Raw genomic sequence first — 12,349 nt, forward strand, 5'->3', positions numbered from 1 at the left:
CCCCACAAAGAAAGCATCAGTTTTTAAACGAATTTTCGGAGTAAAGTCATGGGTAGAATCATTGGTATTGATTTGGGTACAACTAACTCATGTGTTGCCGTGTTGGACGGTGACAAACCTCGTGTGATTGAAAATGCGGAAGGGGATCGTACTACCCCCTCCATTATCGCCTTCACTAAAGACGGTGAAACCTTGGTAGGTCAACCTGCCAAGCGTCAGGCGGTTACAAACCCCAGAAACACCCTGTTCGCTATCAAGCGTTTAATTGGTCGCCGTTGGGAAGATAAAGAAGTACAGCGCGATATCGACATTATGCCGTTCGGCATTATCAAGGCGGATAATGGTGACGCCTGGGTTGATGTGAATGACAAGAAGATGGCACCCCCGCAGATTTCTGCTGAAGTGCTGAAAAAGATGAAAAAGACCGCCGAGGACTATCTGGGCGAAGAAGTAACTGCAGCGGTTATCACCGTGCCGGCCTACTTCAACGATTCTCAGCGTCAGGCCACTAAAGATGCTGGTCGTATCGCCGGTCTGGAAGTCAAGCGTATCATTAACGAACCCACAGCCGCGGCACTGGCTTACGGTATGGACCGTAAGAAAGGTGACAATGTGGTTGCGGTTTATGATTTAGGTGGTGGTACTTTCGATATCTCCATTATCGAGATTGACGAAGTAGAAGGTGAGCACACCTTTGAAGTACTGGCTACCAACGGTGATACCCACTTAGGTGGTGAAGACTTTGATAACCGCTTGATCACTTACCTGGTTGAAGAGTTCAAGAAAGACCAGGGTATGGATTTGCGTAAAGATCCTCTGGCCATGCAGCGTCTGAAAGAAGCCGGTGAAAAAGCCAAGATTGAGCTTTCTTCTGCGCAGCAAACCGAAGTGAACCTGCCTTATATTACGGCCGATGCTTCAGGTCCTAAGCACCTGACCATCAAGGTAACTCGTGCCAAGCTGGAGTCTTTGGTTGAAGATATGGTTAAGGCTTCTCTGGAGCCTGTAAAGCAAGCGCTGGCTGATGCAGACCTGTCTGTGGGCGATATCCACGATATCATCCTGGTAGGTGGTCAGACTCGTATGCCACTGGTACAGAAATACGTGACCGAGTTCTTTGGTAAAGAACCGCGTAAAGACGTTAACCCCGATGAAGCCGTAGCTGTAGGTGCAGCCATTCAAGGTGGTGTCTTGGCGGGTGACGTGAAAGACGTACTGCTGTTGGACGTAACACCTTTGTCTCTGGGTATTGAAACCATGGGCGGTGTGATGACCAAGTTGATTGAGAAAAACACCACTATTCCGACTAAAAAGTCGCAGGTGTTCTCAACTGCTGAAGATAACCAGTCTGCAGTAACGGTACACGTACTGCAAGGCGAGCGTAAGCAAGCCTCTGGTAACAAATCACTGGGTCAGTTCAACCTGGAAGGTATTCGTGCGGCCATGCGTGGTCAGCCGCAAATCGAAGTAACTTTTGATATCGATGCGGATGGTATCTTGCACGTGTCTGCCAAAGACAAAGACACAGGTAAAGAGCAGAAGATCACTATTCAGGCTTCCAGTGGTTTGTCGGAAGACGAAATCAACAATATGGTTCAGGACGCTGAAGCCAACGCTGAAGCAGACAAGAAGTTTGAAGAACTGGTACAAACCCGCAACCAGGCTGATGGTCTGGTGCATGCTACCCGTAAGCAGGTGGAAGAAGCCGGTGATGCCTTAGGCGCTGATGACAAGGCTAAGGTAGAGGAAGCCTGTTCTGCACTTGAAGCAGCCATTAAAGGCTCTGACAAGGAAGAGATTGATGCTAAGACTCAAGCATTAATTGAAGCCTCTGCCAAGCTGATGGAAGTGGCGCAAGCCAAAGCTGCGCAACAGCAGGGTGACGCTGGTGAACAGGGTTCTGCCAAAGCCACGGATGACGATGTTGTGGACGCCGAGTTCGAAGAAGTCAAAGACGACAAGAAGTAATCTTGTGTCCTGTTAACGTGGCCGCGAAATGCGGCCACGCTTAAGTGGGGTCAGAGTAAAATTATCCGTCAGCCACTGACAATTTGTTAATTTTACTCTGACCCCATTTAGCTGTATTCGGGAGCTAATAAGCAATATGTCCAAACGAGACTATTACGAAGTGCTGGGGGTGGCGAAAGACGCCGCCGAACGCGACATAAAAAAGGCCTATAAGCGATTGGCCATGAAATATCACCCTGACCGTACTCAGGGCGATAAGGCATTAGAAGAGAAGTTCAAGGAAATTCAGGAAGCCTATGAGGTCCTGACCGATGAGCAAAAACGCGCAGCCTATGACAGATTCGGCCATGCCGGGGTTGATCCTAATCGTGGCGGCGGCGGTCATGGCGGCCATGCCGATTTCGGCGATATCTTTGGTGATGTTTTCGGGGATATTTTTGGTGGTGGACGCCGTCAATCGCGCGCACGCCAGGGCTCAGATCTCAGGTATAACCTGGAAATGTCTCTGGAAGATGCGGTCCGAGGCAAGAACGTAGAGATCAAAGTACCCACCTTGGTGGGTTGTGATGAGTGTGATGGCTCTGGTGCTAAGAAAGGCACGACGCCTACCACTTGTCCTACTTGTCATGGTCAGGGGCAGGTACAGATGCGTCAGGGCTTTTTTGCCGTGCAGCAAACCTGTCCTACTTGTTCCGGACGCGGCAAGATCATTGCCGACCCATGCCGTAAATGTCACGGCCATGGTCGCGTAGAAAAGACCAAAACCTTGTCGGTGAAAGTGCCAGCAGGCGTGGATACCGGTGATCGCATTCGTCTGAGCGGCGAAGGTGAAGCAGGAGAAATGGGCGGACCGGCGGGCGATCTGTATGTACAAGTACATATTAAAGACCACCCGATTTTTGTTCGCGATGGCAACAATCTGTATTGTGAAGTGCCTATCAGCTTTACCCGTGCGGCCTTGGGGGGCGAAATTGAGGTGCCGACCCTGGACGGAAAGGTCAAACTCAAAATTTCACCCGAGACCCAAACCGGGCGTATGTTCCGACTGCGTGGCAAAGGCGTGAAGTCGGTACGCAGTGGCTCGGTGGGTGACTTGATGTGCAAGGTTGTGGTTGAAACACCAGTTAACCTGACTAGCCGTCAGAAAGAGTTGCTTGAGGAGTTGGATAAATCCATGGGCACGGGTGAGGAAGCTGCCAAATACCGTCCCAAGGAAAAAGGCTTCTTTGACGGCGTGAAGAAGTTCTTTGACGACTTAACCAATTAAGATTGTTGGTTATCAAAAAGCCCCGCGAATAATGCGGGGCTTTTTTTATCTGCAGCATCATGCTTGAATGAGCCAAAAAATAATCAAGGGATGAGCATGCGCGCACTTGTTGTCAGTATTTTGATGTTAGTGAGCTATGGGTTGCATGGGCAGGAACATAGGTTGTATCAAAGTCTGGTTTTTCAGCATAATAACAGTGAGTTACCTTATCGTGTTTTGTTTCCTGAACACTTTGATCCGCATAAACGTTATCCTCTGATACTGTTCTTACATGGTGCAGGAGAGCGAGGCAGTGACAACAGCTTACAACTGACCCATGGAGCGACCTTGTTCGCTGAAGATAAGGTGAGAGCCAATTATCCCGCTATTGTGATTTTCCCCCAAGCGCCCAAGGCGCAGTATTGGGCCAATGTTAAGCTCGATCGCAGCACGCAGCCGCTGACCGCGGTTTTTTCTGCCAATCCAAAACCTACCGAAGCGTTAGCAGCAACTATTGCTCTGATGGAAGAATGGTCTGCCAGGCCCTACGTGGATAAAACGCGGGTATATGCAGGTGGTTTATCTATGGGGGGAATGGGTACTCTGGAGCTGCTGTATCATAAACCAGCTATGTTTGCCGCAGCGTTGGTGATATGTGGGGCGGGAGACGCCGCATTGACCTCTCAGTATCGCAAAGGTATGCCGGTGTGGCTGTTCCATGGTGAGCAGGATCAGGTTGTCAGTCCTGCCTATACCCAAACCATGTATGAGGCTATTCGTAGGTCTGGCGGTCAGGCCAAAGTGACCTGGTATCCAGAGGTCGGGCATAACAGTTGGAACCCGGCTTTTGCCGAACCAGACTTATTGGCTTGGTTGTTTTCTCATACCTTGCCAGCCAAGGGCGCGGTTCAGGAGCAATAAGGTGCGAATTGGACTCATACTGATATTGTGTTGCTGGGGTTGCAGCCTTGCTGCTGCCGAACGAGTGGTTAGGGTGGGACTGAATTTCTCTGCCCCCTGGGCCTATGCGGATGAGCAGGGTAGCTTGCAGGGGATTGACCACGATATCGTCTATCAGGCCCTGTCTGCAGCCGGCTATCAGGTGCAGATTGAGCTTTTTTCCCATGAACGTATGCTGCAAAAGTTTAAACAGCGGGAGTTGGATTTCGCTAGCCCTATTGCTTTTGATATTCCGGGCGCCCATAAAAGTTTGCCGTATATGGAAATCCAAGATGTTGCCGCCAGCCTGAGCAGTGCCGGTCTGGCTATCGAACAACTGGACGATTTAAGCGACAAACGGGTAGTGGCCTATCAAAAAGCCATAGATGTGTTGGGGCAACCCTTTGCCAATGTGCTTGAGTCGCAGAATTACCTGGAAATGGTCGACAGGGATCGTCAGTTCGACTTGCTATTTAGTGGCAAGGTGGATGTGGTGGTGGGCGATAGGCTGGTGTTGGAATACTACAGCCGTAAAATGTATGGTGAAGGGAAAATTCGTATTCACCCCATATTTGCCAGTCAGGTTTATCCTGCTGCTGCTTGGGATCCCGAGATTATTAAAGCTTTTAATCAGCATCTTATGCGTATGCAGGCGCGGGGTGATATCAAGCTCTTGATGCATAGCCCCCGGCCATGAGCAAGAGCAGCGCTGCATCTTGCCAATTCGCCAATAAATCACTGTGGACGTTTAGATGGCTGACTAGCGGCTTAAATTAAGGCACAATCCTCGCCAGGTAACAGAATCGGATTGAAATAGCATGAATGTGGGGATATTTGGTGCCAACGGCCGTATGGGCAGGGTATTGATTGAGGCGGTGCAGCAGGCACCTGAGGCAAAATTAAGCGCGGCACTGGTACGCAGTGGCTCTGACTGGCTGGGCATGGATGTTGGGGAACTGGCCGGTGTCGGTAAATTGGGCCTGGCGGTCAGTGACAGACCCGACGAGCAAGCCGCGAACATTGATGTGATGATTGATTTCACCCTGCCAGGTGCTCTTGAAGCCAACCTGAGTTGGTGTGTTGCTCAGAACAAGCCGGTTGTCATAGGCACCACAGGATTAAATCCTCAGCAGTTTGATGTTTTGCAGCAAGCCGCCAAGCAGATCCCCGTTGTGTTTGCTGCTAACTACAGCGTAGGCGTTAACCTGATGCTGAACTTATTAAAGCAAACGGCCAGAGTAATGGGTCATAGCTGCGACATTGAAATCTGGGAAGCGCATCACCGTAACAAACTCGATGCACCATCCGGCACTGCCATGGCCATGGGCGAAGCTATTGCCGACGAACTTAACTGGGATTTGAATCAATGCGCCGTATATGGTCGTGAGGGCCATACGGGTGTCAGACCGCAGCAGCAAATCGGCTTTGCCACCATCCGCGCTGGCGATGTGGTGGGTGAGCATACAGCCATGTTCGCTGATATTGGCGAGCGAATTGAACTTACCCATAAAGCCAGCAGCCGTTTGACCTTCGCTAAAGGGGCGGTGCGCGCCGCGTTATGGCTTAAAGATAAACCCGCTGGTTTATATAATATGCAGCAGGTTTTGGGATTGGAAGGGTAGAGTCTGTCATGTCAGGCTGACATGACTCCCACGTCGTCGTTATCAACCGGGGCTCGTTAGTTTGCGTGTTTTCTTGCTATCTTGACGCCCAGTTAAGGTTTAACTCAACTGGGCGTATTGCTTGTCGTCATTTAAAGCATACTGATACTCAACAGCGGTGCGTTTTGATTGTTAGCATTCAGGGTAACCCGCACGTTACCGCTATAGGGCAATATCAGTGTTAGGTTATCACTACTGCCAGGCTGCAGAGCCACAGTGTCTCCTGAGGTAATTTGCCAGGCGCCACCCAGATTCGGACCGCCGTTTGCTCCCCAGTCTGCGTCCGCTATTTTTATTTGGTGCGATCCGCCAGGCAGATTTAGCAAGGCTTCGTATATGCCACCACCAATGTATGCCAGTGGCATAGTCGTCCCCCAATCGTTCAGACTGCCTCGTAGATATAGTTGGTGATTACCATAAGGGGCCGGGATGACGGATGGATCATCGGGCATGATGGTAAGGGAGGGAGTATCGGGCGTGGTTGCAAGCAAGGCAAAGCGATACTGGCCTGGCTGGGGAATAGTCACAGCAAGATTATTGCCTTGTTGATAGAGCGTCTGGGCAGCACCCAAGGTGACGCTAAAGCCGCCGCCAAGATTGACTGTGCTGTAGTGCTCGTCGGCCAGCTTAAACTCAAACTGACCGGCATCCAGAACGACATCTAATCTATAGCTATTATCGCCTTGGTAGCTAAACGGCAAAGAGGTATCCCAGCTATTGATGTCGCCACGTAGATAGATAGGCTGCTCTCCATAAGGGGGGAGGGCGCTTAAACCATAGCCTTGCTGACCTTGCTGGGGTTTGACGAATACGGCAGTAGTGCGGGCTGGTACCTGGAAACTATGAGTATCAAATGACGCTTGCTGCACGAGCGTGTCTGCTGAGCTTTGCTGAACGTGATGCAGTACAAAACCATTTGCTTCATCAATAGTAAATGCCTTGAGGTTGTCACTGCTGTTAAATACGACTACCAGCGCATCATAGGCAGGATCCAGATCTGTCAGTCCCAGGCCGTCATCCAGACTCATTACAATCAACCCCTGAGCTTGCTGGGGCCCGGTATTATGAAATTTAATCCGCTGACGCACTTGCTGAGCATCGGTAAGACGAAACAGCGGACTATTGGCGCGGATTTGCACAAACTCTTCAAATAAAGCGGCGCTAAAAGCAATTTCAGTCGGGCCTACCAGGCTGTTGGGGTTGGCACTGGCTGCACTGATAGCCGGCCAGTTATGCTGGTTATCGGCCTCGCGGGGCAGGCCTATATTCCAGTTATTATCCTGCATGCTGACATCAACCCGATTAAACCAATCTCCCGAATCGTAAGTATTGCGATCAATGGACTTAGAGCGCAGCAATTCGGAGCCAAAATGCAGAAAAGGTATGCCCTGGCTTAGCAGTGGATAGCTCAGGGCCTGAGCCTGTATACGTACACGCTCTTGTGCAGTCAACTGGGTGGGCAGAACCAGTTGCAGCTTATCCCACAGTGTTTCGTTGTCATGCTTGGATACGTAGTTAACGGTGTCGGCCGGGTCATTGGCATACCCCGCAGGCTGGCCGTTCCATTGGTAGTCATAGGCAGACATATAGTTGCCGCTGGCCGCCACAAAGGCAAAACTGCCGATGTTGCCAACAAGACCTATACGGGTGGTGTCTTGTTGGTGCAAGCTGCCACCCGCTGTGAATAACTCGCCACTGCGCACGGCGTCTCGCTGACGGTCTGAGAAAGTTCCTACCTCGGTGCCAGCCATCGCCAGTTGTGAGGCTTGTTCAAAGCGCCTGTTATTGACGACTTCGCCGAAGTTCCACCCTTCACCATAAAAATAGCTGTCGGGGTCCACGGTTCTGACCGCCTCGCGGGCGCTGAGAATAGCCTGTCTGGGAATATGCCCCATAAGATCAAAGCGAAAACCGTCAAAACCAAACTGCTGGGCAAATACCACCAATGAGTCATTCATTAACTTGGCCATCATGGTCATTTCGGTGGCCGTGTTTTCACAGCAGGTGGAGTTTTCTATTTGTCCGCTGAGTTCGTTCAAACGTTGGTAGTAGCCTGGTACTAGCTTATCCAGTACCGAATTGTCATTTAAGCCAGATGATGCCGTGTGGTTGTAAACTACATCCAGCACCACACGCAGTCCTATATTATGCAAGGCCTGGTTCATGGCGCGCATTTCAAGAATACGGGCCGCGCCGTCAGGATCGCTGGCATAGCTGCCTTCCGGCGCCGCAAAATGCTGTGGATCATACCCCCAGTTAAAGCCATCCAGGGCACGCATCGCGTCTACTAAGGCCTGTGCGTCAGCGCTGTCGGGTGTATAACCGGCAAAGACATCCAGCAATAGAGTCGTGGGGTTTTCCACCCCGCAAACCGGTGCGCCGGGATTAAACTGACATAGCCTGCCAACGGTATCGCTGATGTCCACTCGTTGATTAGTATCTTCCTGAATCGACGCTATATCATTGGCCGGCAGTAGATGGATGTGGGTCAATCCTGCTTGTTGCAAACGCTGTAAATGTTGTACTGATTGACTGTTTGTTTCGGTAAACGCCAGATATTTTCCACGATTCTGCACACTGACGCTGTCATCCCAGATACTGAAGTCACGAATATGGGTTTCATAGATAATGCTGTCTTCGGGCGCAGTGACGATAGGTACCGGATGACTGTCCCAACCGCTGGGTTTCAGATCGCTGTCATTCAGGTTAACAAATTGACTGTAACGACCATTGGTAGACAAACTCACACTGTATGGGTCTGTACTGATTAAGGTTTCCACTTGCTCAGTTAATGGGTGGAACACCTCAACACCAAATTGATAAAAATGTCTGTCCAGGGTATTTCTATCACCATGATAGGACCATATACCGCTGTGCTCATCCCATTGCATTGGATGACTGGCGAGCAAGTTCTTTTGCTGGTCAAAGACCCGTAAACTCAGACTGCGAGCCGTTGGAGCCCAGACGGATACTTGCAGTTGCTGTTGTTGATAATTCAGGCCCAGGTTTGCCTCATCGGCATCATCTGCCTGACGGGTATAAAGATGATCCAGCAACCGGCCAAACTGCACTCTGGTGGCATCCACTATCGCGCCCGTTGCATCCAGCGCGACGGCAATTAGCTGAGTTTTGGCCAGGTTTTTACTCTCTGCATCGGTGAGTGACAGGTGAAAACCCGTGAATCCACTTAAATGCGGATCCCTTTGATAGTATTGCGGGTCTATTTGGGCTGGCGTCAGGGGGTAAAAGTTCGCAGTTTGTAACTTACTGGGATCAAGCGGTGACAGATCAGCGGCAGCACTGTAGTACAAGCGGTACTCAGCGGCTTGGGCGGTTTGCCAAACCAAGGTGTCTGTGGCCAGCCAGTGTGCGCGCGCACCGTCCAAAGATAAAGGACGCTCGGTCAGGGGCTGATACCAGATCTCCGGATAGCCGTGAAAGCTGAATCCTTGCTTGCCCCGAGCGGGTTCAAAGCGGCTGTTGTTCTGACCCAGTGCCTTGTCATTACCTTTGTGAATAATGAAGTTGTAGCAATCCGCACCGGGCTCAATACTGAGTACATAGTAAGCCCCGTAGTCAGGATGGATACCATCGGCGGGATAGGGGTTGGCCCAATCGCCAAATTGGGCCACTTCTGTGGTCGGTGCAGCGTAGTTCCCGCAGCCTTCGCCATTCCAAAGATGCAGCCCCCAACCTTGATAGTCATCATCGGCCCGTTGATAGAACAACGCAATTTGATTGTCTGCAAGGTTAAGCCCTGATGACGCAGGCTCTACTTGCAGTTGCATCGATAAGGACAAGGGCGCGCGATCCAGGCTGAGACGCAGGGTAAATTGCATGCTCTGTGATGCCGCCAGCTCTTGCGCAGCTAAGGTGATATAGGGCATTCCCTGCCATTCACCATCGCCGTTTAGAATGCTATGGCTGCTGTTTTGCACTAGTACCCGCATGGGGCCACTTAGAGACTGTTCACTTTGATTGGTCAGCGTTATCTGGCTGACATACTGGCGGTTAACCCTATCAAAGGTGGGTCTGGCAGAGTAATCAAAGTTAACCTTGGATTGTGTTTGCCACTCGGCCAAAGTAGGGAGGGCCAGCCAACAAAGCAGCAGACCTGTAATATAAGCTTTCATCCTTCCTCCCTCCTTAGCAGCCCCATAGTCATCAACCCCAGGAAGAATAGGGCCGGGAGTGCAGGCTCACTGATGGCGGCACTGACGCTCTCTAAGCGCACATTATCAATGGCCAGGGTGGAAAACAGGCCGTCACCTATTGCCGTTCCTTCGCCTAAGGTAAAGTCCAGATACCAGCCGCTTTGGTTATATAAACTGCTATCCAGCAATACGGAAAACATCCCGCTGCCATAGCTACTCTGGCCATTGGTGGGTGATTGAAGCAATGTGCCCAATTGGCCATCTGCACCATAGAGGTTACCCAGACCATCATTCAGGGCAATGTGAAAGTAATCGCCGGTGAGCGGAGCACCATCGGTGCCAAAGAACGCCCAATCAAAGTGTAGCCAAAGATGCTCGCCAGTTAACGCGGTGAGCGTCAGTTGCTGGTAAAGGGTGTTGGCGAAGAAGGCTTGTGCCGACTGACCGTCGTCAACTGTCAGCAGGGCACGGCAATTACCCGCGGTATTTTCAATGCTGAAATCCCCCGTTGTGCCAGGGGAGCCCAGACCATCAGAGTCTTGCTGCCAACTGCTAAAATCACAACTTTGAAAGTCTCCGTTTGCTATCAGGTTAGCCTGGCTTGGTGGTGCGATACACAAGCACAGCGGCAGCAACCATATTGAAGTTCGTTTCACTCGGGTTCTCCATTTGTTTGGTGATTTAACAAAAATGCTACAAACCGATGACATTAGTTGAACCTAAACTTGTCGCACAAGCCGAACTTGGGTAATTGACCGATGAATACGTATGCATGTGAACAGCAGGAAAAATCCTGGATTTCAAACAATACAAAGGAGGGTTGAGGTTATAGACAAGGGGTATAACTGTTAGGTGGGACGAGCCTGTGAGTCATCGACTTAACTTGCAAAACTAGGTGTAGACAAAAGAGTTTGAAAAGGGAATAGCGTATCGAAACAATGCCTGGCCGGTGGGTAAAGGCAGCCGCCGCGCCAGGATACTTATGTTTTTATGTGTTTAGACCTGATTTACTGCTTAAAGCCGCATTTGTATAATATTTCTAATTCATAATAGACGAATTAAGCAAACTAATGTAGACTACTAAGAATTTGCCAAAATTTTGCTTTTTACCGGGAGAATCCGGCTTGCAGAGCCAGCAAAACAAGTAAACGGGATGTAAATTGTCAATTTACACCCGTTTTTTTTAGGTTGCCAAAAGATCCATATCGCTTAGTAAACAGGGTATGGATAGCGAATAGGAGGTTGACTTGACTAAATCCGCCCTTTTGGTCCTTGAAGACGGTACAGTTTTCAAAGGGACCGCCATCGGAGCCGAAGGTATTGCTGTTGGAGAGGTGGTGTTTAATACCGCCATGACAGGATATCAGGAGATCCTTACCGACCCGTCCTATGCGGAGCAGATAGTAACACTGACCTATCCCCATATCGGCAACACCGGGACAAACGACGAAGATCAGGAATCCACAAATATCTGGGCCAAAGGTCTGATAATCCGAGATCTTCCCCTTATTGCCAGTAACTTCCGTAACCAACTAAGCCTTTCCGATTATCTTAAACAGCACAATATCCTCGGTATCGCCGATATCGATACTCGTCGCCTGACCCGTATTCTACGTACTACTGGTGCGCAAAATGGTTGTATTGTTGCCGGTGATAATCTGGATGAAGCCAAGGCATTGGCAGCCGCCAAGGGCTTCCCGGGACTTAAAGGCATGGATTTGGCCAAAGTGGTATCAACCAAGGAAAGCTTTGTCTGGAATCACGGTTCTTGGCGCTTGGGCATGGGCCATGATGAAAACCGAGAGGACCTGCCTTTCCATGTGGTGGCCTACGATTTTGGTGCCAAGCTTAACATTCTTCGTATGTTGGTTGACCGCGGCTGTAAGCTGACTGTGGTGCCTGCACAAACCAGTGCAGAAGAGGTGTTGGCCATGAGTCCTGATGGCGTCTTCTTGTCCAACGGCCCTGGCGATCCAGAACCTTGTACTTATGCCATTGAGGCCATCAAAGCTATTTTGGATAACAACATTCCGGTATTTGGTATCTGTTTGGGTCACCAATTGTTGGCACTGGCCAGTGGCGCTAAAACCACCAAAATGAAACATGGTCACCACGGTGCTAACCATCCGGTGAAGGATATTCCCAATAGCCGCGTGATGATCACCAGCCAGAACCACGGTTTTGCAGTAGACGAAGACAGCCTGACCGACAACCTGGAAGTGACGCATATCTCTCTGTTCGATAAGACCATTCAGGGTATTCATCGCACCGATAAGCCGGCATTCAGCTTCCAGGGGCACCCTGAAGCCAGTCCGGGGCCACACGATGCCGCACCGCTGTTTGACCATTTCATCGAATTGATCGCAGCCAGCAAGAAGTAA

General features: G+C 50.4%; 8 protein-coding genes. 6 read left to right on the forward strand and 2 right to left on the reverse strand.

All coding sequences use genetic code 11. The features are described from left to right. Window positions 1-48: 48 nt before the first annotated feature. The 5 genes from dnaK to dapB all read left to right on the forward strand — a co-directional run bounded on the left by dnaK (window position 49) and on the right by dapB (window position 5,775). On the forward strand, window positions 49-1,968 hold the full coding sequence (gene dnaK / locus IEX02_RS18830; protein WP_188698902.1) for a molecular chaperone DnaK: 1,920 nt from the start codon (window positions 49-51) through the stop codon (window positions 1,966-1,968). A 136-nt stretch (window positions 1,969-2,104) separates the two neighbouring features. Then, window positions 2,105-3,235 carry a molecular chaperone DnaJ gene (gene dnaJ / locus IEX02_RS18835; RefSeq protein WP_188698904.1) on the forward strand — a complete coding sequence of 377 codons (1,131 nt, stop codon included), beginning with the start codon at window positions 2,105-2,107 and terminating at the stop codon, window positions 3,233-3,235. Between the two features lie 96 nt (window positions 3,236-3,331). Continuing rightward, window positions 3,332-4,135 carry a carboxylesterase family protein gene (locus IEX02_RS18840; RefSeq protein ID WP_188698906.1) on the forward strand — a complete coding sequence of 268 codons (804 nt, stop codon included), beginning with the start codon at window positions 3,332-3,334 and terminating at the stop codon, window positions 4,133-4,135. 1 nt (window position 4,136) lies between these two features. Next, window positions 4,137-4,850 (forward strand): substrate-binding periplasmic protein, encoded by a 714-nt coding sequence (locus IEX02_RS18845; RefSeq protein WP_188698908.1) that lies wholly within the window; start codon window positions 4,137-4,139, stop codon window positions 4,848-4,850. 121 nt (window positions 4,851-4,971) lie between these two features. Continuing rightward, the gene (gene dapB, locus IEX02_RS18850; protein WP_188698910.1) at window positions 4,972-5,775 is read left to right on the forward strand and encodes a 4-hydroxy-tetrahydrodipicolinate reductase; all 804 of its coding nucleotides are present in this window, start codon (window positions 4,972-4,974) and stop codon (window positions 5,773-5,775) included. Between the two features lie 131 nt (window positions 5,776-5,906). On the opposite strand, the gene pulA is transcribed toward dapB, so the two are convergent. Together pulA and IEX02_RS18860 are read right to left on the reverse strand one after the other, a co-directional pair. Next, window positions 5,907-9,947 carry a pullulanase-type alpha-1,6-glucosidase gene (gene pulA / locus IEX02_RS18855; protein ID WP_188698912.1) on the reverse strand — a complete coding sequence of 1,347 codons (4,041 nt, stop codon included), beginning with the start codon at window positions 9,945-9,947 and terminating at the stop codon, window positions 5,907-5,909. Next, entirely contained in the window at window positions 9,944-10,624 is a 681-nt protein-coding gene (locus IEX02_RS18860; RefSeq protein ID WP_188698914.1) for a hypothetical protein, read from the reverse strand. Before IEX02_RS18860 ends, pulA begins: the two co-directional genes overlap by 4 nt. 591 nt (window positions 10,625-11,215) lie before the next feature. Between IEX02_RS18860 and carA the strand changes: the two genes are divergently transcribed. Beyond that, window positions 11,216-12,349, forward strand: coding sequence for a glutamine-hydrolyzing carbamoyl-phosphate synthase small subunit (gene carA / locus IEX02_RS18865; protein ID WP_188698916.1), 1,134 nt, complete (start codon window positions 11,216-11,218; stop codon window positions 12,347-12,349).

Origin of the sequence: Bowmanella pacifica, from assembly GCF_014645355.1 — a bacterium.
In the GTDB taxonomy this organism is placed as follows: domain Bacteria; phylum Pseudomonadota; class Gammaproteobacteria; order Enterobacterales; family Alteromonadaceae; genus Bowmanella; species Bowmanella pacifica.

What these genes read in the sequence shown, in the direction of transcription:
- dnaK (WP_188698902.1), top strand. Translation starts at nt 49, where the DNA reads ATGGGTAGAATCATTGGTATTGATTTGGGTACAACTAACTCATGTGTT.
- dnaJ (WP_188698904.1), top strand. Translation starts at nt 2,105, where the DNA reads ATGTCCAAACGAGACTATTACGAAGTGCTGGGGGTGGCGAAAGACGCC.
- IEX02_RS18840 (WP_188698906.1), top strand. Translation starts at nt 3,332, where the DNA reads ATGCGCGCACTTGTTGTCAGTATTTTGATGTTAGTGAGCTATGGGTTG.
- dapB (WP_188698910.1), top strand. Translation starts at nt 4,972, where the DNA reads ATGAATGTGGGGATATTTGGTGCCAACGGCCGTATGGGCAGGGTATTG.
- pulA (WP_188698912.1), bottom strand. Translation starts at nt 9,947, where the DNA reads ATGAAAGCTTATATTACAGGTCTGCTGCTTTGTTGGCTGGCCCTCCCT.